We start from the raw sequence: 25733 nt of genomic DNA on the forward strand, positions 1-25733 counted from the left end.
GCGTGCGGAGGCGGTGTGTCAGGGGGCGTTTCGGCGCTTGCTCCCGTTGACCGGGCGCAACACCCAGCCCAGCGCTGCGAGCAGGACGAGCAGGCTGACGGTGAGCATGGTGAGACCAGATGCCATGGCGGTTCCTTGGTGCGGGTGGGTTTTGGTCATCATGTTTGATTTTTCATTCTACATGAGAATGATTCGCAATAAAGCGTTGTGGCCAATGCAAAGTGACTTTTCTGCCCCTTGACCCACGCCCGCGGCCCGGTCCGTTCGCAGTGCCGGGCGTGTGTTCAAGCCAAGGTCTGTTGGGCGTCGGCCAGCGTGCGGCAGCCTGTGAGCGCCATGGCGATTTCCAGTTCGTCGCGCAGCAGCCTCAAGACATGTGCAACGCCAGTGGCGCCAGCGTTGGTGAGTCCGTGCAGGATGGGGCGCCCCACCAGCACTGCGGATGCGCCCAGGGCCACGGCCTTGAGCACATCGGTGCCCCGGCGGATCCCGCCATCCACCAGCACCGGCACGTCGCCCTGCACCGCCTGCACCACACGAGGCAGCAGCCGGGCGGTGGCGGGCACGGTGTCCAGTGTGCGCCCACCATGGTTGGACACGATCACACCCGCCGCACCGCACCGAACGGCCTGCACCGCGTCGTCCGGGTGCGTGATGCCTTTGAGCAGCACTGGGAGGTGGGTGATGGAGCGAAGCCAGGCTACGTCGTCCCAGGTGGGGGCGTGCTTGAGCAATCCATCGAAAAGCGCACTCTGGCCAGGTTCCAGAGGCTTGGGCGTGGGTGGGATCATGCCCACCAGATTGACGGCAGACACACCAGCCGACGTGTGAAAACCAGCGCGCCGCTCACGGTCTCTCACGCCCTGCACGGGCGCGTCTATCGTCAACACAAGCGCTTCGTAGCCCGCCGAGGCGGCGCGTTGCACCAACTCGCGGGTGAAGCTGCGGTCGGGTTGGGCGTAGAGCTGGAACCAGAGCGGTCCCCGGTCTGCATCGGGTAGGTAGGTGCGGGCCACGTCCTCCAGCCGGACGCTGGCCTGGGTGCTGAACACCAGGCCCGCGCCCAGCGCCGCAGCGGCCAGCGCGGTGGCGCGTTCACCGTGTGGGTGAGCCAAGCCCTGGTGGGCCATGGGCGCAACCATGATGGGGTGCGCCAACGTGCGGCCCAGCAACTGGACCCGGGTGTGCCCACCCGCCAGCGGCCGCAGCACGCGCGGCAACAGCTCCAGGCGTTGCCATGCCTTTGCATTGGCTCGCAGCGTGACTTCTTCCGCTGCGCCGCCATTGAAATAGGCCCACACGGCTTCGGGCAGTTGTGTTTGTGCGTGCTGCTCGTGGTCAAGCAAGCACACCAGTCCTTGAGGCAGCGCACGGGCCATCGGGCTGCTTGGCTGATCGTTCGTTGAACCCGGGCCCTTGTTGATCGTGTGCATGGGAACACTCATGTGTCTGCCCACATGCGCAGCAGGTTGTGGTACGTGCCTGTAAGCGCCGTCGTCTCGGCGGTTTCGCCGTGCTGTTGACGCAGCTTCAGCAGGTTCATGTCCAGATCAAACAGGAGCCGGCGGTGTTCGTCGAGGCGCACCATGCTCTGGATCCAGAAGAAGCTGGCCAAACGTTGCCCGCGCGTGACGGGCCGCACCTCATGCAGGCTGGTGCCGGGGTACAGCACGGCGCTGCCGGCGGGCAGTTTGATGCTTTTTGTACCGTAGGTGTCGTGCACGGTCAGTTCGCCACCGTCGTAGTCGCCGGGATCGCTCAAAAAAACGGTGCAAGAAAGATCGGTACGAACCCGCTCACCGGTGTGCTTTGAATGCAGGATCGCGCCGTCAATGTGCGGCCCGTAGTGGTTGGATGGCCCGCCATAGCGGTTGAACAGCGGGTTGAATATCTTGCGGGGCAGTGCTGCCGAAAAAAACAGCGGGTCGGCTTGCACCGCCTGCAATAGACGCTCCTGCAGCGACTGAGCCAGTGCGCTGTCTTGAGCCAGTTGCTGGTTGTCTTTTTGGGTCACGGCCTGCCCACCCGCGCTGGAAGCACCCGCGATCCAGGGAGCCTGAGGCCCTAGGGCGGATCGAATCGAAGCAAGCTCCCCGGGGTTCAAGAGGTTGTTAAGGACGAGGATCATGGGTCGGGTGGTGCAGGTCGTGGGTTCAGCGGATGCTTAGAACAGCGTTTTCAGGCTCAGCTGAACGCTGCGTGCAGCGCCCGGCACGTAAAAGCCGCGGTACAGCGAGTCGGCGTACAGCTTGTCGGTGAGGTTGGTCACGTTGAGCTTGACCGAGATGCTGTCCGATACTGTGACCTCCACCATCGCGTCGGCGGTGGCAAAGCTCTTGGCCACCAGGGTGCGCTGGCCTTCGGGGTTTTGCTCGCCGCGGTAGTTCAGCCCGGCGCCTACGCGCACCCTTGGTGTGACCCGGTAGGTGGTCCAGAGGCTCGCGCTGTGCTTGGGCGTCAGGGCTGGGCGGTCGCCAGCCACTTGTGCGCCTGTGCCGGCACTGCTCAGCACCACGTTGCTTTCGTCAATGCGGGCGCTGGGGATCCAGGTGTGGTTGTAAAAAACGTCCCATTTCGGGTTGATGCGTCCCGACAGATTGAATTCCATGCCGGTGGCGTGGCGCTTGCCCGAAAGCAGGTACTGCGTTGCGGCAGAGTCCGAGTCGGTGTTGCGCTCGTTGAACTTCTCTGAGCGGAACAAGGCCACGCCGAAGCTTGCACGGTCGTCAAAAAGCTCGAACTTACCGCCGACTTCAATGTTGCGGCTTTTCTCGGGTGGCGTGTTGGACAGCTTGTCGTTGTTGCTGCCGGGGGCGAAGCTGCCCAGCGCAAACTGGTAGGTGTCGCCCGAGGTGTTGTAGGAGGTGCCGGCCGATGCGTAGTAAGAGGATGTGGTGTTCGGTTGAAACATCACGCCCAAGCGCGGGCTCCACAAGCCTTCGCTGACTTCCTTGCGGTTGCCGGCAATGTCGCGGTACGAGCCTTTGAATTTGTCGTAGCGCAAGCCGCCCAGCAACTTGAGCTGTCTGGTAAGTTCCACCGTGTCTTGCAGGTACAGACCCAGCCCGCTGGCTCTGAACGCATTGAGCGGTGGCTCGCCACGCACCGCCGTGCTGACCGCGCCGTCATTCGGTGTGCCGACCTGCGTCGTCAAGCCGCTCGGTGTGCCAGCAAAGCTGTTGTTGCGCTGGGCGTCTTCGTGCGAAGCATCTACCCCTGCAATCAGGTGGTGCTTTTTGCCGAGCGCCGAAAACTGGTTGGTGTAGTCGCTCTGCACTTGCGTCAGGTCGCTGGTGCCCACCCGGCCCTTGGGCGTGCGCGTGACCACGGTGGCGTCGTTCAGGTTGTCGATGGTCGTGCCCGCGGCAAAGCGCACCACGCTGGCCCACAAGTCGCGCTGGTAGGTGCCGTGCCGTACCTGGGTCTTGATCTGGCTGTTTGGGTCAAAGCGGTGCAAGTGGCTGAAGGTGGCATAGGTGCTTTCCGTCTTCAGATAGTCGCTCGCCAGGCCGTAGTAATTGCGGGCGGGCAAACTGGGCACGATGTCGTTGTTCACGATGAACCAAGGGTGGTTGTACAGCGGCGTGCCGTCAGTTTCCAGGTGGTAAAGCCCGACCGAGAACTCGTCTTTCAAGCCAATGCCCCATCGGTAGGTGGGTGCAACACCCTTCTTGTTGACCGTGGCCCCCTCGTTGTCAGCGTTGTGCACCATCGCATTGATGCGCAGGGCCGCATCGTCACCGGTTTTGATGTTGAAGTCGCCCGTGAGTCGCCCTTCTTTGCCCGAGCCAACCGTCAAGTTCACCTCGTGCTGGTCCATCAGAAATGGCTGTTTGCTGACCTGGTTGACCACGCCCCCTGTGGAACCTTTGCCAAACAGCATAGAGGCAGAGCCTTTCAGGATCTCAATCCGGTCCTGGTTGAAGGTGTCGCGCTCGATCAAGGGTGCATCGCGCAGACTGTCCACATAAATATTGCCCGCCTGGCCAAGCGAAAAGCCGCGCAGGCGCACATCTTCCTCGCCGGTTTCACCGGCCAGAAAGGTGACGCCTGCGGTGGTTTTCAGCACTTCGCGAAAGTCATCCAGGTTGCGGTCGTTCAACAGCATCTCGGTCATGACCGTGACCGACTGCGGGATGTCGCGCAGCGCTTGCTGGCCTTTTCCTAGCGTGCTTTCGGTCGCGCGCAAGTTGTTTTTTGACTGGGGGCTTTCGGCCTGCTCCCGCACCACCACCGTCGAAAGCGTTTTTTCAGATGCATGGGGTGTGGTTTGTGCCATGGCACTGACAGAGCCCGCCAGCAGCATGGCGCCCAGGGGCAGCAGGGCGGCATTGCTTTTCGCCTGTGGTGGCAGTGGGGCGTGGGCTTTGTGGACGGGGGCGGGGCTGAAGCGGTTTTTCCGGTGGGACATGGTTGCGTTGGCAGTCGATGGGGTTTTCGGCTGGCTGGAACGCACGGCATGTGGCGCTTTGGCTGGCTAGAATGACGAACTCTATATTAAATGCGAACGATTCGCAATAAATTTATTAAGGAATCGGTGAGCGGGTCGCCCACCCGCGGCACAACGCGATCATGGCGGTTGCAGGGGCGGTCGCGCTGGCTATGCTGCAGAGCAGCAAAATCTATGGGTCAGATAGAGACTATCAATAAAGATAACCCATAGATTTGAGCTATGATTTGTGCATCGCAACACAGCGAGCCATTTTTTTAGTTTTAAAACCAACCAAGGAAACTCTATGTCCCTGATCAACACCCCAGTCCAGCCCTTCAAGACCCAGGCTTTCCACAACGGCAAATTCATTGAAGTCTCCGACGAAAGCCTCAAGGGCAAGTGGTCTGTCCTGATCTTCATGCCGGCCGCCTTCACCTTCAACTGCCCGACCGAAGTGGAAGACGCTGCCGACAATTACGCCGAATTCCAGAAAGCTGGTGCAGAGGTGTACATCGTCACGACCGACACGCATTTTTCGCACAAGGTGTGGCACGAAACCAGCCCCGCCGTGGGCAAGGCCAAGTTCCCGCTGGTTGGCGACCCAACCCACACCCTGACCAATGCGTTTGGCGTGCACATTCCTGAAGAAGGCCTGGCTCTGCGCGGCACCTTCGTGATCAACGCCGACGGCATCATCAAGACCGCCGAGATCCATTCCAACGAAATCGCCCGCGACGTTAAGGAAACCTTGCGCAAGCTGAAGGCCGCTCAGTACACCGCTGCCAACCCCGGCCAAGTGTGCCCAGCCAAGTGGAACGAAGGCGCCAAAACGATCGCTCCTTCGCTGGAACTCGTGGGCAAGATCTAAGCACCCCCGCGCCGCGCCTTGCGGCGCATCACCCCCTCAAGGGGGGCAAAGCTGGCGGGCCGGCAAAGCCGGTTCCACGGCGTTTTGGGTTAACTGCACCGCGATCCCCCGAGGTTGCAGTTGTTTCCCTTTTTCTTCTGGCAGCACCGCTGCCCCATGGGCTTGTTTGCAGGCCCATGCACCAGCGGCCTTCCGCACCTTATCTTTCTTTCAGGAGTTCAACATGCTTGAAGCCAACCTCAAATCGCAGTTACAGCAGTACCTGGGCATGCTGCGCCAACCAATCCAGCTGATCGCGTCGCTGGACGACAGCGCCACCGGCACCGAGATGCGTGGTCTGCTCAACGACATCGTGTCGCTGTCGGACAAGGTCACGCTGGACACGTCAGGCAACGACGCCCGCAAGCCTTCCTTTGTGGTCGCTCGTCAAGGCGAGACCCAAGGCGTGCGTTTCGCCGGCTTGCCACTGGGCCACGAATTCACGTCGCTGGTGCTGGCGCTGTTGTGGACCGGCGGCCACCCGCCCAAGGTAGAGGCGGACGTGATCGAGTCGATCAAGGCCCTAGACGGTGACTTCAGCTTTGAGGTCTATATGTCTCTGAGCTGCCACAACTGCCCGGACGTTGTGCAGGCGCTGTCGCTGATGGCGATCTTCAACCCCAAGGTTAAAACCGTGGTCATCGAAGGCGGCGCGTTCCAGCAGGAAGTGACCGAGCGCGAGATCATGGCTGTGCCCATGGTGTTTTTGAACGGCAAGGTGTTCGGCTCCGGCCGTATGACGGTGGAAGAGATTGTGGCCAAGCTGGACACGAACTCGGGTGAGCGCGAAGCCGCCAAACTTAACGCGAAAGACGCGTTTGACGTGCTGGTGGTGGGCGGTGGCCCGGCTGGTGCGGCTGCGGCCGTGTATGCGGCCCGCAAAGGCATTCGGGTGGGGGTGGCGGCCGAGCGCTTTGGTGGCCAGACCAACGACACCATGGCGATCGAGAACTACATTTCGGTGCTGGAAACCGACGGTCCCAAGTTTGCCGCCGCGCTGGAAGCCCAGGTGCGCCACTACGAGGTGGACATCATGAATCTGCAACGCGCCGACAAGATCATCCCGGCTGAAGAGCCAGGCGGTTTGGTGACGGTGCAAATGGCCAACGGCGGCGTGCTGCAGGCGCGCAGCGTGATCCTGTCCACCGGCGCGCGCTGGCGCAATGTGAACGTGCCCGGCGAACAGGAATACAAAAACAAAGGCGTGGCCTATTGCCCGCACTGCGATGGGCCGCTGTTTAAAGGCAAGCGCGTGGCGGTGATCGGTGGCGGCAACTCCGGCGTCGAAGCTGCGATCGACCTGGCCGGTGTGGTCGCCCATGTCACGCTGATCGAATTTGCCGATGCGCTCAAGGCCGATGCTGTGCTGGTGAGCAAACTCAAGAGCCTGCCTAATGTGGCTATCCATGTGAACGCGCAGACCACCGAAATCACCGGTGCTGACGGCAAGGTGAATGGTCTGGGATACAAAGACCGGGCCACCGGCACCGACCACCATGTGGCACTGGAGGGCGTGTTTGTTCAGATTGGTCTGGTGCCCAACACCGAGTTCCTCAAGGGCACGGTCGAGCTGAGCCGCTTCGGCGAGATCGTGGTGGACGCCAAGGGCCACACCAATGTACCGGGCGTATTCGCCGCAGGCGACTGCACCACGGTGCCTTACAAACAGATCGTGATTGCTGCAGGCGAGGGCGCCAAGGCCGCACTCAGCGCGTTCGATCACCTGATTCGCCAACCCGTGGTGGCGGTTGCTCAGGCGGAGGCCGCGATGGCCTGACAGACGCTTTGCGCCCCGTGAGTGGGCGCAAGGGGGAAAGGGCCAAATAGGTCAAACGGACTGATTGAACAAAAGGGCTTCGGGAAACCGAGGCCTTTTTTGCGTTTGAAATGGGTGTGCCGGCGCTTGCATTGGCGGGTGCAGCGCTCTAACGCCATCTATTTGCTAGGGGCTTACCCTAGGGCGGCACCAGCGGGCACCCGTCAGCAATTTAGCTGTAAGGAAGCGGCTCCACAGTCGCCCCCGTAATGCCAGCAACCGCATGGAAGTTGGCATGCAAAACGTGGCGGCGCAAGCCGTCGAAACAGCAAAAGCATCACTTTGAGGAGATGGCTTTCATGACAACTGATAGCAACGCAAAGGCCTACTGGTCTGCCACGCTTGGTCTTCTGACCAAGGTGCTGATCATCTGGTTTATCGTGTCTTACGGAGCAGGTATCCTGTTCGTCGGCGTTCTGAACAACATCAGTCTTGGCGGCTACCCGCTTGGCTTCTGGTTCGCCCAGCAAGGCTCGATCTACATCTTTATTGCGCTGATCTTTTACTACGCCAGCGCGATGGGCAAGATCGACCGCAAGTTCGGCATGCAAGAAGACTAAAGGAAGACCAAGATGGAACTCCAAACCACTATTTATATTTTCGTCGGGTTGAGCTTTGCGCTCTACCTCGGCATCGCCTTCTGGGCACGCGCGGGCAGCACGTCCGAGTTCTACGTGGCTGGCGGTGGCGTGCACCCCATCACCAACGGAATGGCCACGGCCGCTGACTGGATGTCGGCCGCCTCGTTCATCTCCATGGCCGGTCTGATCTCCAACATGGGCTACGGCGGCGCCGTGTTCCTGATGGGCTGGACCGGTGGCTACGTGTTGCTGGCCATGTTGCTGGCGCCGTACCTGCGCAAGTTTGGCAAGTTCACCGTGCCTGAGTTCGTTGGCGACCGCTTCTACTCGAAGGCCGCCCGCAACGTGGCGGTGTTGTGTCTGCTGGTGGCGTCGCTCACCTACATCATTGGTCAGATGACCGGTGTGGGCGTGACGTTTGCGCGCTTCCTGGGCGTGTCCAGCGAGCAGGGCATTTACATTGGTATGGCCATCGTGTTTGCTTACGCGGTGTTCGGCGGCATGAAGGGCATCACCTACACCCAGGTGGCTCAGTACTGCGTGCTGATTGCTGCTTACCTGGTGCCTGCATTCTTCATCTCCCTGAACCTGACCGGTAACTTCCTGCCGCAGCTGGGCCTGGGCGCAAGCATGGCCGGTACAGACGTGTCGTTGCTGACCAAACTGGACCAAGTGGTGACCGATCTGGGCTTTGGCCAGTACACCACGACCAGCGCCGGTTCGACGCTGAACATGTTCTTCTACACCGTGTCGCTCATGATCGGTACCGCCGGTCTGCCCCACGTGATCGTGCGCTTTTTCACCGTGCCGAAGGTGGCTGACGCCCGTTCGTCCGCTGGCTGGGCGCTCGTCTTCATTGCTTTGCTGTACACCACCGCTCCGGCAGTGGGCGCCATGGCCAAGCTGAACCTGCACGGCACCGTGAACACCGCCGTGGGCCTGACCCAGACGGCAGATGGCATTCAGGTGAACGCTGATGTGGTGAAAGCCAACGGCGACCTGTACGCAACGGAAGCCAGCCTGGTGTACGAGCAGCGTCCTGACTGGATGAAGCGCTGGGAAAAAACCGGCCTGCTGAAGTGGGAAGACAAGAACGGCGACGGCCGCATCCAGTACTACAACGACAAGACCAAGAACGAAGCCGCCAAAGGCAAGGCAGAAGCTGCCGGCTGGAAGGGCAACGAGCTGACCGTGAACGCCGACATCATCGTGCTGGCCAACCCTGAAATTGCTCTGCTGCCCAACTGGGTGATCGCTCTGGTGGCTGCTGGTGGCCTGGCCGCTGCGCTGTCAACCGCTGCTGGTTTGCTGCTGGCTATTTCGTCGGCTGTGTCCCACGACCTGATCAAGGGTGCCATCAACCCCGACATCAGCGAAAAGAACGAGCTCATTGCTGGCAAGATCGCTATGGCTGTGGCCATTTTCGTGGCGGGCTGGCTGGGTCTGAACCCACCAGGCTTCGCGGCCGGTACGGTGGCTCTGGCCTTCGGTATTGCCGCGTCCACGATCTTCCCTGCACTGATGATGGGCATTTTCAGCCGCACCATCACCGACAAAGGCGCCATCGCCGGTATGTTGGCTGGTCTGACTGTGGTGTTGTTCTATGTGTTCGCACACAAGGGCATCTTCTTCATCAAGGGTACCGACTACCTCGACCTGATCGGTGGCGCCAACTCGTTCTTCACCATCACCCCCGAAGCCTTCGGTACTGTGGGTGCCCTGGTGAACTTCGCGGTGGCTTATGTGGTGAGCAAAATGGGCGCACCTGTGCCCAAGCACATCCAGGAGCTGGTGGAATCTGTGCGCGTACCCAAGGGTGCTGGCACGGCAACCGGCGGCCACTGATGGCTTGAACCCCGCTGCATCAGGCCCCGGCCTGGTGTGGTGGTGAATAAAACCCCGTCAGACTTCTGGCGGGGTTTTGTTTTTTTTGCAGCACCGGCTGGTGGACAATCTGGTTCCTTGCCGGTGGGTATTTTTTCAGCACCGCAGGGCGCTGTGCACAGCCCGTTCTCTGGGTGGTTTGTGCAGAGCACACCTCGACCTCGTTACTGCTTTCAATAAGGACTTATCGGATGGATCTGGGACTGAGCGTTTACCCCATACGCATGATTTTTTTCCTCGCCCTGTTTCCGGTGGCCTTCTTCTGGCTGCGCCGGGCTTACCGCATTCTGGTGAAAAATGACTTTTCCGAGGTGGCGCTCAAGAAGGGCCTGCCGCCAGCCAACGCCGAAAAGTACGCGCCTTACGAGATGGCGATCAACATGATCGGCGGCGTCGTCATGGTGGTGCTGATCATTGCCATTCTTCTGGGGCAACTTGATTACGACACCTGGGTGGCGATCGGTGGCTCCACGTTGTGGATCAAGCTGTTTGCCTCTTTTGCGCTGGGTCGCCAGGCACACGGTTTGGGGCCCAAGAGCAAGAAAGCCGATGCTCAAACCAAGCGTTGAACCCCAGTCGCACAGCAGCGCGCGGGTAAACCCATCATCGGTGTAGGGGAGTGCTTACGGATGCGGTGGAACTGGCTCTGCCAGGCCACGCGCATCGCCCCTTCGGGGGAAAACCGCGCAGGCGCTCAGGGGGACGCCTAGTAAATTAGCCGCTCTGGCCGTATTTCCTGCAGGATCGTGGTTGCGATCTCTTCGATGGATTTGGTGGTCGTTGAGAGCCACCGAATGCCTTCGCGGCGCATCATGCCTTCGGCTTCGCTGATCTCCATGCGGCAATTTTCCAGGCTGGCATAGCGTGAGCTGGGGCGGCGCTCGTTGCGAATTTCGCTCAGACGCTCGGGCGCAATCGTCAGTCCGAAGATTTTTTTGCGGTGCGGCACCAAGGCGGGCGGCAGCTTGCGGCGCTCAAAGTCCTCCGGAATCAGCGGGTAGTTCGACGCTTTCAGTCCATATTGCATGGCCAGATACAGCGACGTGGGCGTTTTGCCGCTGCGGCTCACGCCCACCAGGATCACGTCGGAGCCTTGCAGGTCGCGGTGGCTCTGGCCGTCGTCGTGCGCCAGGGAGAAGTTGATGGCCTCGATCCGATCGTTGTAGGCCTGGCTTTTCGAGGCGTCTGAAAAACGGCCCACGCGGTGGTTGGACTTGATGCCCAGTTCTTGTTCCATGGGCTCGACAAAAGTGCCAAACATGTCCAGCAGCATGCCCTGGCAGTGTTCCTTCACCACCCGCAACACGTCCATGTTGACCACGGTGGTGAACACCAGCGGCCGTTTGCCCTCGACATCGGCGGTGTGGTTGATCTGCCGAATGGCCTGGTGGGCCTTGTCCACGCTGTCTATGAACGGCAAACGGACCCGTCGAACAGGGGCCTCAAATTGCGCCAGGATGGCGTTGCCAAAGGTTTCGGCGGTGATGCCGGTGCCGTCAGAAATGAAAAAAACCGTTCGGTTGGGCATGGTGGTACCGGGCAAGTGCAAAAAGGGTGATCAAAAGGATTGCGAAAAATTTAAACCCTGCCGCTGTCGCTTTCACGCGCCTGCGGGCCAGGAGGTCGCCTCATCCGAAGCCGGCACCCTACAATCACGGGTTGCGGCCGCAGTCCATTATCCGGGTTACGGCCCCCAGATTCAGCCCCGTTGCCCGGTGCCAGACCCACAACAGAATTACAGGTCTTTAGCTGGTGCATGGAGCCCCCGGTTTTTTAACCTTGAGGAGTCTTTCCATGTCCAACCTGTTTGCCCCGACCGATCTGGTCGTGCCTTTCGAGCATCTGCGGATGTCCGATGTGGATGCCGTGGGCGGTAAAAACGCCAGCCTGGGCGAGATGATCTCGCAGCTGCCCAGCGGTGTGAAAGTGCCCACCGGCTTTGCCACCACCGCCCACGCGTTTCGCGAGTTTCTCCAGTTTGACGGGCTGACCGAGCGCATCAACGCGCGCCTGGACGCGCTCGACACCGAAGACGTGCGGGCACTGGCCGAGGCCGGTGCCGAGATCCGCGCCATGGTCGAAAACCAGCCTTTTCCGGCCGATCTGGAAAAAGCCATCCGCGACGCGTTCGTCACCCTGGTGGGTGACAACGACAAAGCCACCTTCGCCGTGCGCTCGTCGGCCACCGCCGAAGACCTGCCTGACGCCTCGTTTGCCGGCCAGCAGGAAACCTTTTTGAACGTGCATGGCATTGACGAAGTGCTGCACAAGATGAAAGAGGTTTTTGCTTCTTTGTACAACGACCGAGCCATCAGCTACCGCGTGCACAAGGGCTTTGCCCATGCCGACGTGGCGCTGTCGGCGGGCGTGCAGCGCATGGTGCGCTCGGACACCGGCGCGGCCGGCGTGATGTTCACCATCGACACCGAGTCCGGCTTTGAAGACGTGGTGTTCATCACGTCCAGCTACGGCCTGGGCGAAACGGTGGTGCAGGGCGCCGTGAACCCCGACGAGTTCTATGTGCACAAGCCCATGCTGAAGGCGGGCAAGCGTGCGCTGATTCGCCGCAACCTGGGCAGCAAGCTCATTCAGATGACCTTCACCACGGCGGAAGAAAAGGCGAGCGAGGGCGCGCTCAAGGGCAAGCTGGTGAAAACCGTGGACGTGCCGGTGGAGCAGCGCAACCGTTACAGCCTGACCGACGCTGACGTCGAGCAGCTGGCGCACTACGCGCTGGTGATCGAGCAACACTACGGCCGTCCGATGGACATTGAGTGGGGCAAGGACGGCACCGACGGTCAACTCTACATTTTGCAGGCCCGCCCTGAAACCGTGAAGAGCCAGTCGGCCGGCAAAACCGAAGTGCGCTACAAGCTCAAGGGCAAGGGTGCCGTGCTGGCCAGCGGCCGTGCCATCGGTCAGAAGGTCGGCACCGGCCCGGTGCGCCTGGTCCACAACATCAGCGAAATGGACAAGGTGCAGCCCGGTGACGTGCTCGTGACCGACATGACCGACCCGAACTGGGAGCCGGTGATGAAGCGCGCCAGCGCTATCGTGACCAACCGCGGTGGCCGTACCTGCCACGCCGCCATCATTGCGCGCGAGCTGGGCATTCCGGCCGTGGTGGGTTGTGGCGACGCCACCGAGTCGCTGAAAGACGGCATGCTGGTGACGGTGAGCTGCGCCGAAGGCGATACCGGCCACATTTACGACGGCCTGCTGGAAACAGAGATCACCGAAGTGCAGCGCGGCACCATGCCCGAGGTTGACGTGAAGATCATGATGAACGTGGGCAACCCCCAGCTGGCGTTTGACTTTTGCCAGATTCCGAACGGCGGTGTGGGCCTGGCCCGTCTGGAATTCATCATCAACAACAACATCGGTGTACACCCCAAGGCCATTCTGGACTACCCGAACATCGATGCCGACCTGAAGAAGGCCGTGGAGTCGGTGGCCCGGGGCCACGCTTCACCGCGCGCCTTTTACGTGGACAAGGTGGCTGAAGGTGTGGCCACCATTGCCGCAGCCTTCTGGCCCAAGCCGGTGATCGTGCGCCTGTCTGATTTCAAGTCCAACGAATACCGCAAACTGGTGGGCGGCAGCCGCTACGAGCCCGATGAAGAAAACCCCATGCTGGGCTTCCGTGGCGCGGCGCGCTACATCAGCGAAGACTTCCGCGAGGCTTTTGCCATGGAGTGCGAGGCTTTGAAGCGGGTGCGCGAAGACATGGGCCTGAGCAACGTGCAGGTGATGGTGCCGTTTGTGCGCACCCTGGGCCAGGCGCAGCGCGTGACCGAGCTGCTGGCCGAAAAGGGCCTCAAGCGCGGTGAAAACGATCTCAAGGTCATCATGATGTGCGAGATCCCGAGCAACGCCGTGCTGGCCAACGAGTTTCTTCAGTTTTTTGACGGCTTCTCCATTGGCTCGAACGACCTGACCCAGCTCACCCTGGGTCTGGACCGCGACTCCGGTCTGGAACTGTTGGCCAAAGACTTCGACGAGCGCGACCCGGCCGTGAAAGCCCTGCTCAAGCTCGCGATTGGCGCCTGCAAGGCCCAGGGCAAGTACGTGGGTATTTGCGGCCAGGGCCCCAGCGACCACCCCGACTTTGCGCAGTGGCTGCGTGACGAGGGCATCAGCTCCATTTCGCTGAACCCCGATTCGGTGGTGGACACCTGGCAGCTGTTGGCTTCGACCGCCCAGTAAAGCGCCGGTCGTACGGCAACGGAGCACAGCGGCAAGGGGCGACCCTTGCCGCTTTTTTGTTGCGCTGCAACGTAAGCCGTGGGTCAGTGCTTGGCGCACAATCGTCTGTAAAGGCGTGTCTGCGGACCGCGCCGTTACAAGAGGAGACGCGCATGTTTCAAGGACTGGACGCCCAGCGCTTGGTGGCCCTGTTTTTTGGCGGCTGGGCGCTGTTGAACTTTCCCTTGCTGGCCCTGTGGGACCACGACGCCCTGATCTGGGGTCTGCCCTTGTTTCCGCTGGCCTTGTTTGGCATCTGGGCCTTGCTGATTGCCGTGTTGGCCTGGGTGGTCGAAGGGCGGGCGGGTGCCCCGTCGTCTTCGCCTCAAGCGCACACCGAGTGACCCCGCCGGGCTGACCGATATGCTCTCTGCCCCGCTCGTCATTGGCGTCTCATTTGCATACTTGCTGCTGCTGTTTGCGGTAGCGTATTTTGGCGACTGGCGAGCTGCGCAAGGGCGCTCCATCATTGCCAGTCCGTGGGTGTACGCGTTGTCGATGGCGGTGTATTGCACCGCCTGGACCTACTTTGGCAGCGTAGGGCGCGCGGCCAATTCCGGGGTGTGGTTTCTGCCCATTTACCTGGGGCCCATGCTGGCTATGGTTCTGGCCTGGATGGTTGTGCGCAAGATGATCCGCATTGCCAAGACCTACCGCATCACCTCCATTGCCGACTTCATTGCCAGCCGCTACGGCAAGAGCCCGACGCTGGCCGGCCTGGTGACCCTGATTACAGTGGTGGGCATCGTGCCCTACATCGCGCTGCAGCTCAAAGCCATTGCCAGTGGTTACGCAGTGCTCACCTCGCCGCTGGGCCAGCCGGCCTTGCAGAGCGTCGACTGGTGGAGCGACAGCACGCTGTATGTGGCGCTGGCACTGGCGGGTTTCACCATGGTATTCGGCGCCCGCCACCTGGACAGCACCGAGCGCCACGAGGGCATGGTGGCGGCCATCGCGTTTGAGTCGGTGGTGAAGCTGGTGGCGTTTCTGGCGGTTGGCCTGTTCGTGAGCTTTGGTTTGTTTGCCAGCCCCGCTGCCTTGTTTGAGCAGGCGCACGCGGTCGAGGCTTTGCGCAAGCTGTTGCAGTTTGGGCAGGGGCAGCCGTTTGCCTATGCCCAGTGGCTGGGCCTGACGCTGCTGGCCATGCTGTCGGTGATTTTTTTGCCCCGGCAGTTTCAGGTGATGGTGGTGGAAAACGTGGACGAGCAGCACCTGCGGCGGGCCGTGTGGGCGTTTCCGCTGTACCTGCTGCTGATCAACCTGTTTGTGCTGCCCATCGCCATTGGTGGGCTGCTGCATTTCGGCCCCGGTGCCATGGACCCGGAAACTTTCATTTTGTCGCTGCCGCTGTCGCAGGGGCAAAGCGCTTTGGCCTTGTTTGCCTTTGTGGGCGGCTTGTCGGCGGCCACCGGCATGGTGATCGTGGAGGCTATCGCGGTGTCCACCATGGTGTGCAACGATTTGGTGATGCCCATTTTGCTGCGCATGCGGCGCTTTGGTGCCCGCGCCAGCGGAGACCTGACGGGGCTGCTTCTGGCTATTCGCCGCTTGGCAATTCTGGGCATTTTGCTGCTGGGCTACCTGTACTTTCACCTCGCTGGCGAGGCCTACGCGCTGGTCAGCATCGGGTTGATCAGCTTTGCCGCCGTGGCACAGTTTGCACCTGCCATGCTGGGTGGCATGTACTGGAAGGGCGGCACGCGGCACGGCGCGCTCACCGGCTTGCTGCTGGGCTTTGCTTTTTGGGTTTACACCTTGATGCTGCCTTCGCTGGCCAAGTCGGGCTGGCTGGCCGCTGACTTTTTGCAGCACGGGCCTTGGGGCCTGGTCTGGCTCAAGCCCGAAGCGTTTCTGGGCCTGGCCGGCCTGGACAATCTGACCCACTCGCTGTTCTGGAGCCTGCTGGCCAATGTGGGCGGCTACGTGGGTGTGTCGCTGTGGCGCGCGCCTTCTGCCCGTGAAACCAGCCAGGCGTTGTTGTTTGTCGACGTGTTTAACCGCAAGGCGGGTGCGCGGCCGGTGTTTTGGCAGGGGCGGGCCAAGGTGTCGGCGCTGCTGCCGCTGGCGGGCCGCTTTTTGGGCGCCGAGCAGGCCCAGCGGCTCTTTACCGACTACGCGCACCGCGTGGGCGTGGCCGGCATTGAGCACATACCCGCCGATGCCCGTCTGGTGCAGTTTGTGGAAACCGAGCTGACCGGCGCCATTGGCAGCGCGTCGGCCCGGGTCATGGTGGCTTCGGTGGTGGAAGAGGAGCCGCTGGACCTGGACGATGTGATGCGCATCCTGGACGAGGCTTCTCAGCTGCGCGCTTACTCACACGCGCTGGAAGAAAAGTCGCAGTCGCTGGAACGGGCCACGGCGGAACTGCGCGAAGCCAATGAAAAGCTGAAAAGTCTGGACCGGATGAAGGACGATTTCATGTCCTCGGTGACCCACGAATTGCGCACACCTTTGACTTCGATCAGGGCGTTGTCGGAGCTGATGCGCGACGATGAAGAGATGGATTTGGCGCATCGCCAGCAGTTTTTGGGGATTATCGTGGTGGAAGCCGAGCGGCTGAGCCGGCTGGTCAACCAGGTGCTGGACATGGCCAAGATTGAAGCCGGACACGCCGAGTGGCACAACACAGAGGTGGCGATGTGCGAGCTGCTGGAGCAAGCCGCTGCCACCATGAGCGAGACCTACCGGGAGCGTGGTGTGGCCCTGGAGATCCAGTTGCCTGCATCGGTGCGCCCGCTGTGGGCCGACGCTGACCGGATCACCCAGGTGGTGCTGAACCTGCTGTCCAACGCGGCCAAATACGCGCCGCGCGGCACGGGGCGGGTGCAGATGGGCTTGAAAGAAGAGGCGGATGGCGTCACGGTGGAAGTCCGGGACAACGGCCCCGGTATCGCACAGGACCAGCAGGCCATGGTGTTCGAAAAATTTCGCCAGGTGGCGGGTGACGACCACTACCGACCAGGTGGAACGGGCCTGGGCTTGCCCATCAGCCGCCAGATCGTGGAGCATTTTGGCGGGCACATGTGGCTGCATTCGAGCCCGGGCGAAGGTTCGGTTTTCGCGTTCTTCCTGCCGCGCCGCGGCGCTGAGGGCCAGGCCGCCGCGCCGCCGAACTGAGCGCCGTGGGCTGGGCCGCACAACACAACACAACAAACACAGGAGCATAGGCATGAGCCAAAAAATACTGATTGCAGACGACGAGCCCAACATCCTGATCTCGCTGGAGTTCTTGATGAAGCGCGAAGGCTACGAGGTGGTGGTTGCGCGCGATGGGCAGGAAGCGGTGGACGCTGTTTTAAGGGAACGCCCGGCGCTCGTGCTGCTTGATGTGATGATGCCGATCAAGACCGGGTTTGATGTGTGCCACGAGGTGCGCACCAACGAAGCCGTGCGCGACACCCTCATCGTCATGCTCACCGCCAAGGGGCGCGACACCGACGTGGCCAAGGGCTTGGCCCTGGGTGCCAATGCCTATATGACCAAGCCGTTTTCCACCAAAGAATTGGTGCAAAAGGTGCGTGGGTTGCTTGGGGCGCCTGCATGAGCGCCCAGCAAAAAACCGACCGCCGCCTGTGGTGGTTGCTGGGTGTGGCTGCGGTGCTGTCGGTGGGCTGGCTGCTGGCTACGTTAGGGCTGGTGGGTTCTACGCTGGAGCCGGCCGAGCGCGCGACGGTATGGGGCCTGCTCGGGGACCGGCTGGTTCTGATTTCGCTCACTTGGGGCGCTGGCATGGCTGCGATTGCCTGGGGGCTCAAGCGGTGGTTTGACCATTGGGTCACGCCCTCGGTGCAGCTGGCCGAAGAAGCCCAGGTGCTGTTGAAAACCGACGTCGTGCGCGAACTGCGGCCCAAAGGCAATGTGGAAACCCGCGTGCTGGCGGATCTGTTCAACCAGTTGGTGGGCCAGCGTGAGGCGCTACGCCGAGAAATGGACAGCAAAGTGCAAGCCGCAGCGCAGGGCATTGAGCAGGAAAAGAGCCGACTGGCCGCACTCATGTCCGAACTCACGCAGAGCGTCGTGGTATGCAACCTGGACGGCCGGGTGCTGCTGTACAACAACCGCGCCCGCATGCAGTTTCGCGCATTGTCGCAAGCGCCTGGCGTGGCCGGCGGTGCCGAGCTGATCGGCTTGGGCCGGTCTATTTACAGCGTGTTTGACCGCAAGCTGGTGGCTCACGCGCTGGAAAATATCCAGCAGCGCATGTTTCGTGGGGCAGCGCAGCCGTCGGCACAGTTCGTCACCACTACCGCAGCCGGGCAGCTGCTTCGGGTACAAATGGCGCCGGTGCGTTCACCGCAAGCCCAAGGGGCAGAGACCGCAGCCGACCGTATGGAGCTCACCGGCTTTGTGCTGATGCTCGACAACATCACCAGCGACTTTGAGGCCGAGTCGGCCAAAGATCAGGTGCTGCACAGCCTCACCGAGGGCAGCCGCTCGGCGCTGGCCAACATGCAGGCCGCGATTGACATGCTGGACTACCCGGACCTGGAGCCCGCGATGCGCGAGCGTTTCCTGGGCGTGATTCGCGAGGAAACACGCTCACTGAGCCAGCGCATTGGCGTCCTGGAAGCGGGCTCGGCCGACAGCCTGAAGACCCGTTGGCCACTGGAAGACATGCTGGGTGCCGATCTGGTGAGTGCCGCGCTGCGCCGCATCGAAACTGTGACCAATCTGCCCGCGTCGTCCATGGATGTGGACGGCTCGGTGTGGCTCAAGGTGGAAAGCTTTTCGCTGTTGCAGGCGCTGGTGTACCTGTCTGGGCGCCTGGCCGACGAGTTTGAGGTGCGGTTTGTTCAGTTGCGCCTGGGCAACGCTACCGGCAGCCCTGGCAAAGCCCAGCTGGACCTGATCTGGTCGGGCCAGGCCATGAGCACCGAGACGGTGATGAGCTGGGAAATGGACGCGATGAAAGTGGGCGCTGACACCACGCGCCTGACCGTTCGCGATGTGGTCGAACGCCATGGCGGCGCGTTCTGGTTCGAGCGTGAGCGTGCTCAGCATCAGGCGTTTTTCCGTTTCCTGCTGCCGTTAGCCAACCCGCAAGAGCAGGTGGACGCGGCCACCTTCGTGCGCAGCGAAAGCCGGCCCGAGTACTACGACTTTGACCTCTTCAAAACCACCGAGCAGACCCGCACCCTGGACGACCGCCGGCTCAGCGACCTGGTCTACACGGTGTTCGATACCGAAACCACCGGCCTGAACCCCTCGCAGGGTGACGAGATCATCCAGATTGGGGCTGCGCGGCTGGTCAACAACAAGCTGTTGCGCCAAGAGTGTTTTGAGCAACTCGTCGATCCCCGGCGCACGATCCCGGCGGCGTCCATTCCGATACACGGCATCCAGCCTGAGATGGTGGTGGGCCAGCCCACCATCGAAAAGGTGCTGCCCGCGTTCCACGCGTTTGCTCAAGACACCGTGCTGGTGGCCCACAACGCTGCATTCGACATGCGGTTTTTGCAGCTCAAAGAAAAGCAAAGCGGCGTTGCGTTTGACCACCCGGTGCTCGACACGCTGTTGCTGTCGGCCCTGGTGCATCCGAACCAGGACTCGCACCGCCTGGAAGCCATTGCCGAACGCTTCAACGTGACCATCATTGGCCGTCACACGGCCATGGGCGATGCCATGGTGACAGCTGAAGTGTTCCTCAAGCTCATTCCGCTGCTGGCCGAGAAGGGCATTCACACGCTGGGGCAGGCGCGCGAAGCGGCGCAGCAAACCTACTACGCCCGCTTGAAGTATTGATGCCCCCGCGCCGGCTTGCGGCCGTCACCCCCAGGGGGCGATGCCTGCAGCCCGGCAAAGCCGGTTCTGCGACATTCAAGACACGATTGCCGCAGGAGGTGCACGGTGCCAGGGCACCGCCGGGCCCGCTTGGCCTGACGGCCCGTGCCACCTCCTGGGGGGGGTGGGAGGGCCGCAGGCCGGCGCGCGGGGAGTCACATCTTGTATCGCTGGCCGAGCACGCTTTGCAGCGACTGCACCACGGTGAAGGCGTCCTTGAGTTGGGTGCGCTCGAAGTTGGAAATGTCCCCCGGATGGAGGAAGTTGTCGGGGGCTTCACCTTTGGCGATTTGTCGGGCTTGGTGCTGAATGCGGGTGAAAGCCAAAAATTCCAGTGCATCGCGCAGGTCGCGGGCGCTCTGCTCGCTGATGGCGCCACCGGCTGCTGCGCCCACCAGCCGGTCGTGCGTGTTGACCGCCGAATCGCCACCGGCGAGTGCATACACCCGTGCCAGGTCAACGATCGGCACCACGCCAGTGTGCTTTAGGTCGATCTTGCCCTTGTGCTCGCCGCTGCGAATGGTGGAAATGCCTTTAAACATGCCCAGTGGTGGTGTGTGGGAGAGGGCGTTGCCGACCATGTAGGCCAGAAAAATGCTGTTGCCTTGCGTGCGCTTAAGCACGTCGCCGCGCAGGCCGTCCAGCAGCGAGGCATTGCCGTGAATCGCGCGCATGTCAAAGAACACGCAGGTCAACATGAGCGACTTGGGGTCGGGCTGGCCGGTCCAGCGTGCAAAGTAGTCGACCCAGCGCTGGCGGGGTTGGCGCCAGGTGTCCGTCATGGCCATCATCTCGCCCGGGCAGTAGATGTAGCCGCAGGCGTCAAGCCCGTCGCAGACGAACTGGGACAAGGCTTTGAAGTACGTGCCATGCTGTGCCTCGTCAAAGGTGTCGTCCAGCACCATGCAGTTGTCTTGGTCGGACTTGGCGGTCTGTTCGTTGCGCGCCTGAGAGCCTGCCGCCACCCAAACGTAATCGACCGGCGCCGGACCCAATTGCGCCTCTCCCAGTTGCAGCAACCGCGTCGTGATGGCATCGGTGATGGCCGTGATGATGTGGCCGGTGCTGTAGGCCGACGCTTCGGCCGCCGCCAGGCTTTGCTGCAGGCGCTTGATCTTGGTGCTGGCGCGCTGCAAGCCCTCCACCGTGCTTTGCTTGTAAATATCCCCAGCCAGGTACACGGCCGAGGTGCTGTGCTGCTCGGTCAGGTCGGTGGCGGTGATCATGCCCACGATGCGCTGGCCGTCGAGCACCGGCACATGGTGGATGTTGTGGCGCGCCATCAGGAGCAGCGCATCAAATGCCGGGTTTTGCACGTCGATGCTCATGGGAGCCAGTGTGGCAATGTCCATGATCGGGCGGGCGCTGTCCATGCCGGCTGCGATCACGCGGTTGCGCAAGTCGCGGTCGGTGACCACGCCAAACAGGTGGTCCTGTTCCACGATGAGGACCGAAGACACCCGCTGTTCGCTCATGAGCTTTGCCGCATCGCGGATGCTGGTCTGCGGCGGCAAGGTGATCGGGGCGCGCTTGATCAGCGAGCGCACCGGCGTGGTCATGAGGTTGAGGGCGGGGTCAGTGGCGCCCGGCGTACCACGCGAGCTGCTCGGTGTTGAAGCGCTGCCGCCGGGCAGCAGCAGGCTGAGCGCAGGCAACTCGGCTTGCAAGGTCTCCACCCACGCGCGGTCCATGCTCACCAGCGTGCAGTCGGTACGGGCCAGGCTGTCTTCGACACCGGCCAACCCATCGGCCTGCAAACCAAACAGTTCCCCCGGGTACATCGTGACCACGGCTTGTTGCTGCCCGTCCAGCAGACTGACGCTGCCCGATAGCAGCCAGTGCAGTTGTTGCTGGAGTTCGGTGGGTGCACACGCTGGTGTGCCAGCGGCCACCGGCTTGACCTGGAGCGTGTCTGCCAACTTCTTCTGGGTGTCGTTGGGCAGCAGGCCAAAGATGCGGTGCGTACGCAGGAGGTCGGGCAAAGGCCGCGTGTCGGAGGCGTTTTTTGTCATGGGTCGGTGTGCCTGGTGAATTCAGCGAAACATGCTACACCGCACCACAGTGGCCGCTGGTGGGTAAACCCTCACAGGGTTTGACCTGCGTCAGAGGGTTGTTGGGTGCGTATGTAAGAACGCGGTAAGGTCTAACTTCAGAATGGCGACACCGTTACCGCAGGCTTACATGTTCTTAATGATTTCTGCGCTCAAACTGATCACCGAAATGGCGTTGTTGGCGCTTTTTGGTCAGTGGATTTTGGGCCTGCTGGCTGGCCAGCGCAAACAAAACAATGTTTTCTACCAGGTGCTTGAGATCATCGGGCGGCCATTTGTGCAACTGACGCGGTGGTTCACCCCGCGCATCGTCCTGGACCGCCATCTTCCGCTGGTGGCCTTTTTGATTTTGGGCTTTGTCTGGCTGGCCGTGACCGCTGCCAAAATTTCCCATTGTCTGAAGGTGGGGGTTGCGTTGTGCCAGTGAGCCTTGCCACCAAGACCCGGCTCGTTCACTGGCAGGTCCGTGGCCTGTTGCTGCTAGGGCGCCCTCGCCGGGCGCTGTTGCGCATCGCTACGGCGTTGCGAGCCAACCCCGGTGACACACGGGCGTTGGCCACCCAGGCCCATGTGTTGGCTGAACTCGGTGAAAAACCAGCTGCTCTCGATGCACTGGCCGAGCTGGTGGCGCTGGAGCCTGGGCAAGCGACCGGGTGGTTCAACTACGGTTTTCTGAGTGAAGAAATGGGCTTGCTGGAGCAGGCTGAATCCGCTTTTCAGCGCGCCATCGCCATCGATCCCCAGTTGGACCGGGCCTGGTATGGTTTGTCACTCAGCCTGATCCGCCAGCGCCGTTTTGACGAAGCCATTCCGGCGTTGAAAAAAAACACCGAGCTGCAGCCCATGAGCCCTTACGGCTGGTACCAATTGGCGCGCGTGCATGTGCAGCGGCAAGAGCCTGAAGAAGCCACGAAAATCATTCGCCACCTGCGCCGCTTTGAGCCCAAGGTGGCCGCCCAGCTCGAAAGGGAAACGGGCCTGGGCGGGCGCCGTCTGAAGTCCGCGTGAACGCCAAAAGCGTTTGCATCGAGCAGGGTGCCCGGCGCAAGCCGGACCCAAGATGTGCCCGCAGGGGCTAAGTTGACCGAGGTGAATACCGTGGAACTGACCGACAACCATCGCAGCTACTGGCGCAAAAACCTCCGCATCACGGGCTTGTTGCTGGCAATCTGGTTTGTTGTCACGTTCGTGGTGAGCTACTTCGCCCGCGAACTGAGTTTCAGTTTTTTCGGCTGGCCCTTCAGCTTCTGGATGGGGGCTCAAGGGGCATTGGTGGTGTACTGCCTGATCATTGGGTATTACGCGTGGTACATGAACCGCCTTGATATTGAGCACGGTGTTGATGAGATCGAGGACTGATGGCGTGGCAGGTAGCTTAGATTCCGGGCCCACCAGCGGCAAAGGCGCGGCCAACCGGGCCTTTCGCCAGCAGCTCAACAAGGTTTATAAGTGGTACACGGGCGGTTTCTTCGTCTTTGTGATCGCCTTGGCCATCCTGGAGCAACTGGGGTTGTCGCGCGAATGGATTGGCTTCATCTTCTTGCTGGCCACCATCGGCTTGTATGCGGGCATCGGCATCATGAGCCGCACCACCGATGCGGCCGAATACTACGTGGCCGGGCGGCGTGTGCCAGCGGTCTACAACGGCATGGCCACCGGTGCCGACTGGATGTCTGCCGCCTCGTTCATCGGCATGGCTGGCACGTTGTACCTCACCGGATACAGCGGGCTGGCCTTTATCATGGGGTGGACAGGGGGTTACTGCCTGGTGGCGTTGCTGCTGGCGCCTTATCTGCGCAAGTTCGGGCAGTTCACCATTCCCGATTTTCTGGGCGAGCGCTACGGCGGCAATATGCCGCGTTTCATCGGCATATTCGCAGCTATTTTGTGTTCGTTCACCTATGTGGTGGCGCAAATTTACGGTGTTGGCCTGATCACATCACGGCTCTCCGGTGTGGCCTTTGAGCTCGGCGTGTTCCTCGGGCTGGGCGGTATTCTGGTGTGTTCTTTTCTCGGGGGCATGCGTGCGGTCACCTGGACGCAGGTGGCCCAGTACATCGTGCTGATCGTGGCCTACCTGATTCCGGTGGTGTGGCTGTCGGTCAAACAGGCCAACTTCCCCGTGCCGCAGGCCGTCTACGGCTACCAGCTGGAAAAGGTCACGGCCAAAGAAAAGTTGCTGACCAACGACCCCAAAGAGGTGGAGGTGCGCGACATCTTCAGGCAGCGTGCCGCCGATCTAACGGAAAAGTTGAAAGACCCAGGAGCCGCCTTGAAGGCCGACAAGGCAGCGGCCGAAACCCGCTTGGCTGAGCTGCGCGCGGCCAACGCGCCCTCGGTTGCCATTTCAAACGCCGAGCGCGCGGTATCTTCTTTGCCCAAAGACGAAGCGGCAGCCAAAGCCGCCTGGACCCGAGGCAAGGCCCTGGCAGAAACCAAGTCCAAGCCACTGAATGGCATGCCGCCCCACGCGGCCCAGTTTGCGGGCGACCCGCAAGGCAATGCCCAGGAGAAAGCAGCCTACGACCACTCAAGGCGCAACTTTCTGGCACTGATCTTTTGCCTCATGATTGGCACGGCGGCCCTTCCGCACATCTTGATGCGCTACTACACCGTGCCCAGCGTGAAGGAGGCCAGGCAGTCCGTCACCTGGTCGTTGTTCTTCATCTTTTTGCTCTATTTCACAGCACCGGCTCTGGCCGTGCTGGTGAAGTTCGAGGTGTTCCATGTGCTCATTGGGACGCCGATCGACCAGCTGCCCGCCTGGGTGGCGTCCTGGAACAAAGTCGATCCGAGCCTGATGTCGATCACCGACGTCAACAAAGACGGCATCCTGCAACTCAACGAGATGAGCATCGGCGGCGACATCATCGTGCTGGCGACTGCCGAAATTGGCGGGCTGCCTTACGTTATCTCGGGCCTGGTGGCGGCCGGTGGCCTGGCTGCGGCTTTGTCCACCGCCGACGGCTTGCTGCTGACGATTGCCAACGCGCTGTCCCACGATCTTTACTACAAAATGATCGACCCCAACGCATCCACCGCCCGCAGGGTCACCATATCCAAGGTGTTGCTGCTGATGGTGGCGCTGGTCGCCGCTTATGTCGCGGCACAAAAACCGGCCGATATTCTGTTCCTGGTCTCAGCCGCTTTCTCGTTTGCTGCCGCCGCGTTTTTCCCGGCATTGGTGCTGGGTATCTTCTGGAAGCGGGCCACCGGCATAGCCGCCTCGTTGGGCATGATCGCGGGCCTGGGTGTCACGTTCTATTACATGGTGACCACCCAACCCTGGTTGCGAGGCGTCTTTGGCGTCACCACGCCCATAGAGCTCTGGTGGGGCATCCTGCCCATCTCGGCCGGGGTTTTTGGGGTGCCGCTGGGCTTTGCCGTGATCATCCTCATCAGCTGGGTGACCCCAGCGCCCAGCCGCAAGGTGCAGCAACTGGTGGAGCATGTGCGCTACCCCAGCCTGCGGGAGCCTTGATCATGGATGCTGAGTGCGCTGCGCGAGTTTGGTCTCGCACCTACTTGGGTAGGTATTCATTTACCGTCCATGTCCAGCGCTTTTTGCCAGGGCCTGCGTTTTCTTGTTAGAATCGCGGGCTTGCCTTGCTGCACTCCAATCAGACGCTGGGGGCGGCTTTTTTATCCACAAGGAGAGTCTATGCGTCATTACGAAATCGTTTTGCTGATCCATCCAGATCAAAGCGAACAAGTTCCGGCCATGCTGGAGCGCTACAAGGGCATGATCACGGCCGGTAACGGCAAGATCCATCGGGTTGAAGACTGGGGTCGCCGTCAAATGGCTTACCAGATCAACAAGCTGTCCAAGGCCCACTACCTGTGCGTCAACATCGAAGCCGATCAGGCTGTGATGGCTGAGCTTGAGCATGCCTTCAAGTTCAACGACGCCGTGCTGCGTCACCTCACCGTGCTCAAGAAGAAAGCCGATACCGGCCCATCTTCCATGATGAAATCGGTCGAGCGTGAAGAAGCCCGCAAGTCCCAGCAACAACCGCAGGAACAGGCCGCAGCGTAA

20 protein-coding genes are annotated in these 25733 nt (G+C 61.4%); 15 read left to right on the plus strand and 5 right to left on the minus strand.

What is annotated here, in order from left to right; translation table 11 throughout:
- Positions 1–284 precede the first annotated feature (284 nt).
- The 3 genes from ACTG4K_RS12885 to ACTG4K_RS12895 all read right to left on the minus strand — a co-directional run bounded on the left by ACTG4K_RS12885 (position 285) and on the right by ACTG4K_RS12895 (position 4411).
- Complete coding sequence (locus ACTG4K_RS12885; protein ID WP_439114647.1) at positions 285–1379, minus strand: alpha-hydroxy acid oxidase; 1095 nt, start codon at positions 1377–1379, stop codon at positions 285–287.
- 62 nt (positions 1380–1441) lie between these two features.
- The gene (locus ACTG4K_RS12890; RefSeq protein WP_439114609.1) at positions 1442–2128 is read right to left on the minus strand and encodes a Fe2+-dependent dioxygenase; all 687 of its coding nucleotides are present in this window, start codon (positions 2126–2128) and stop codon (positions 1442–1444) included.
- A gap of 36 nt (positions 2129–2164) precedes the next feature.
- Complete coding sequence (locus ACTG4K_RS12895) at positions 2165–4411, minus strand: TonB-dependent receptor (RefSeq protein ID WP_439114610.1); 2247 nt, start codon at positions 4409–4411, stop codon at positions 2165–2167.
- Positions 4412–4736: 325 nt separating this feature from the next.
- Between ACTG4K_RS12895 and ahpC the strand changes: the two genes are divergently transcribed.
- The 5 genes from ahpC (at position 4737) to ACTG4K_RS12920 (ending at position 10189) form a co-directional block, all read left to right on the plus strand.
- The gene (gene ahpC / locus ACTG4K_RS12900; RefSeq protein WP_439114611.1) at positions 4737–5300 is read left to right on the plus strand and encodes an alkyl hydroperoxide reductase subunit C; all 564 of its coding nucleotides are present in this window, start codon (positions 4737–4739) and stop codon (positions 5298–5300) included.
- Positions 5301–5523: 223 nt separating this feature from the next.
- Entirely contained in the window at positions 5524–7116 is a 1593-nt protein-coding gene (gene ahpF / locus ACTG4K_RS12905; protein WP_439114612.1) for an alkyl hydroperoxide reductase subunit F, read from the plus strand.
- A 338-nt stretch (positions 7117–7454) separates the two neighbouring features.
- Positions 7455–7715, plus strand: coding sequence for a DUF4212 domain-containing protein (locus ACTG4K_RS12910; RefSeq protein WP_439114613.1), 261 nt, complete (start codon positions 7455–7457; stop codon positions 7713–7715).
- A 12-nt stretch (positions 7716–7727) separates the two neighbouring features.
- Positions 7728–9581 (plus strand): sodium:solute symporter family protein, encoded by a 1854-nt coding sequence (locus tag ACTG4K_RS12915; protein ID WP_439114614.1) that lies wholly within the window; start codon positions 7728–7730, stop codon positions 9579–9581.
- A gap of 230 nt (positions 9582–9811) precedes the next feature.
- Positions 9812–10189, plus strand: a complete 378-nt coding sequence (locus tag ACTG4K_RS12920; protein ID WP_439114615.1) for a hypothetical protein — start codon at positions 9812–9814, stop codon at positions 10187–10189.
- A gap of 137 nt (positions 10190–10326) precedes the next feature.
- Here ACTG4K_RS12920 and ppsR read toward each other — a convergent pair whose 3' ends face one another.
- Positions 10327–11148: a posphoenolpyruvate synthetase regulatory kinase/phosphorylase PpsR gene (gene ppsR / locus ACTG4K_RS12925; RefSeq protein ID WP_439114616.1), complete on the minus strand. Its 822-nt coding sequence runs from the start codon at positions 11146–11148 to the stop codon at positions 10327–10329.
- A gap of 266 nt (positions 11149–11414) precedes the next feature.
- On the opposite strand from ppsR, the gene ppsA reads away from it, so the two are divergent.
- From ppsA to ACTG4K_RS12950, 5 genes are all read left to right on the plus strand, one after another.
- Positions 11415–13826 carry a phosphoenolpyruvate synthase gene (gene ppsA / locus ACTG4K_RS12930; protein ID WP_439114617.1) on the plus strand — a complete coding sequence of 804 codons (2412 nt, stop codon included), beginning with the start codon at positions 11415–11417 and terminating at the stop codon, positions 13824–13826.
- A 152-nt stretch (positions 13827–13978) separates the two neighbouring features.
- Positions 13979–14209 (plus strand): hypothetical protein, encoded by a 231-nt coding sequence (locus tag ACTG4K_RS12935; protein WP_439114618.1) that lies wholly within the window; start codon positions 13979–13981, stop codon positions 14207–14209.
- Between the two features lie 19 nt (positions 14210–14228).
- Entirely contained in the window at positions 14229–16982 is a 2754-nt protein-coding gene (locus ACTG4K_RS12940; protein ID WP_439114619.1) for an ATP-binding protein, read from the plus strand.
- Positions 16983–17034: 52 nt separating this feature from the next.
- On the plus strand, positions 17035–17409 hold the full coding sequence (locus ACTG4K_RS12945; RefSeq protein WP_439114620.1) for a response regulator transcription factor: 375 nt from the start codon (positions 17035–17037) through the stop codon (positions 17407–17409).
- Positions 17406–19607 carry an exonuclease domain-containing protein gene (locus ACTG4K_RS12950; protein ID WP_439114621.1) on the plus strand — a complete coding sequence of 734 codons (2202 nt, stop codon included), beginning with the start codon at positions 17406–17408 and terminating at the stop codon, positions 19605–19607. The genes ACTG4K_RS12945 and ACTG4K_RS12950 overlap by 4 nt, the downstream gene beginning before the upstream one ends.
- Before the next feature lie 194 nt (positions 19608–19801).
- Here the strand turns inward: ACTG4K_RS12950 and ACTG4K_RS12955 are convergent, their stop codons facing one another.
- Positions 19802–21658 (minus strand): putative nucleotidyltransferase substrate binding domain-containing protein, encoded by a 1857-nt coding sequence (locus tag ACTG4K_RS12955; RefSeq protein WP_439114622.1) that lies wholly within the window; start codon positions 21656–21658, stop codon positions 19802–19804.
- A 169-nt stretch (positions 21659–21827) separates the two neighbouring features.
- On the opposite strand from ACTG4K_RS12955, the gene ACTG4K_RS12960 reads away from it, so the two are divergent.
- From ACTG4K_RS12960 to rpsF, 5 genes are all read left to right on the plus strand, one after another.
- Positions 21828–22124: a hypothetical protein gene (locus ACTG4K_RS12960; protein ID WP_439114623.1), complete on the plus strand. Its 297-nt coding sequence runs from the start codon at positions 21828–21830 to the stop codon at positions 22122–22124.
- Positions 22121–22705, plus strand: coding sequence for a tetratricopeptide repeat protein (locus ACTG4K_RS12965; RefSeq protein WP_439114624.1), 585 nt, complete (start codon positions 22121–22123; stop codon positions 22703–22705). The genes ACTG4K_RS12960 and ACTG4K_RS12965 overlap by 4 nt, the downstream gene beginning before the upstream one ends.
- Positions 22706–22795: 90 nt before the next feature.
- Entirely contained in the window at positions 22796–23056 is a 261-nt protein-coding gene (locus ACTG4K_RS12970; RefSeq protein WP_439114625.1) for a DUF4212 domain-containing protein, read from the plus strand.
- Positions 23040–25178, plus strand: coding sequence for a sodium:solute symporter family protein (locus ACTG4K_RS12975; RefSeq protein WP_439114626.1), 2139 nt, complete (start codon positions 23040–23042; stop codon positions 25176–25178). Before ACTG4K_RS12970 ends, ACTG4K_RS12975 begins: the two co-directional genes overlap by 17 nt.
- Before the next feature lie 180 nt (positions 25179–25358).
- Entirely contained in the window at positions 25359–25733 is a 375-nt protein-coding gene (rpsF, locus tag ACTG4K_RS12980; protein ID WP_304829898.1) for a 30S ribosomal protein S6, read from the plus strand.

This window comes from Hydrogenophaga sp., from assembly GCF_965657535.1.
In the GTDB taxonomy this organism is placed as follows: Bacteria; Pseudomonadota; Gammaproteobacteria; order Burkholderiales; family Burkholderiaceae_C; genus Hydrogenophaga.

Bases quoted from the DNA above. Each gene is read 5' to 3' on its own strand.
- ACTG4K_RS12885 (WP_439114647.1), bottom strand. From the start codon at position 1,379: ATGGCCCGTGCGCTGCCTCAAGGACTGGTGTGCTTGCTTGACCACGAG.
- ACTG4K_RS12890 (WP_439114609.1), bottom strand. From the start codon at position 2,128: ATGATCCTCGTCCTTAACAACCTCTTGAACCCCGGGGAGCTTGCTTCG.
- ACTG4K_RS12895 (WP_439114610.1), bottom strand. From the start codon at position 4,411: ATGTCCCACCGGAAAAACCGCTTCAGCCCCGCCCCCGTCCACAAAGCC.
- ahpC (WP_439114611.1), top strand. From the start codon at position 4,737: ATGTCCCTGATCAACACCCCAGTCCAGCCCTTCAAGACCCAGGCTTTC.
- ahpF (WP_439114612.1), top strand. From the start codon at position 5,524: ATGCTTGAAGCCAACCTCAAATCGCAGTTACAGCAGTACCTGGGCATG.
- ACTG4K_RS12910 (WP_439114613.1), top strand. From the start codon at position 7,455: ATGACAACTGATAGCAACGCAAAGGCCTACTGGTCTGCCACGCTTGGT.
- ACTG4K_RS12915 (WP_439114614.1), top strand. From the start codon at position 7,728: ATGGAACTCCAAACCACTATTTATATTTTCGTCGGGTTGAGCTTTGCG.
- ACTG4K_RS12920 (WP_439114615.1), top strand. From the start codon at position 9,812: ATGGATCTGGGACTGAGCGTTTACCCCATACGCATGATTTTTTTCCTC.
- ppsR (WP_439114616.1), bottom strand. From the start codon at position 11,148: ATGCCCAACCGAACGGTTTTTTTCATTTCTGACGGCACCGGCATCACC.
- ppsA (WP_439114617.1), top strand. From the start codon at position 11,415: ATGTCCAACCTGTTTGCCCCGACCGATCTGGTCGTGCCTTTCGAGCAT.
- ACTG4K_RS12935 (WP_439114618.1), top strand. From the start codon at position 13,979: ATGTTTCAAGGACTGGACGCCCAGCGCTTGGTGGCCCTGTTTTTTGGC.
- ACTG4K_RS12940 (WP_439114619.1), top strand. From the start codon at position 14,229: ATGCTCTCTGCCCCGCTCGTCATTGGCGTCTCATTTGCATACTTGCTG.
- ACTG4K_RS12945 (WP_439114620.1), top strand. From the start codon at position 17,035: ATGAGCCAAAAAATACTGATTGCAGACGACGAGCCCAACATCCTGATC.
- ACTG4K_RS12950 (WP_439114621.1), top strand. From the start codon at position 17,406: ATGAGCGCCCAGCAAAAAACCGACCGCCGCCTGTGGTGGTTGCTGGGT.
- ACTG4K_RS12955 (WP_439114622.1), bottom strand. From the start codon at position 21,658: ATGACAAAAAACGCCTCCGACACGCGGCCTTTGCCCGACCTCCTGCGT.
- ACTG4K_RS12960 (WP_439114623.1), top strand. From the start codon at position 21,828: ATGTTCTTAATGATTTCTGCGCTCAAACTGATCACCGAAATGGCGTTG.
- ACTG4K_RS12975 (WP_439114626.1), top strand. From the start codon at position 23,040: ATGAGATCGAGGACTGATGGCGTGGCAGGTAGCTTAGATTCCGGGCCC.
- rpsF (WP_304829898.1), top strand. From the start codon at position 25,359: ATGCGTCATTACGAAATCGTTTTGCTGATCCATCCAGATCAAAGCGAA.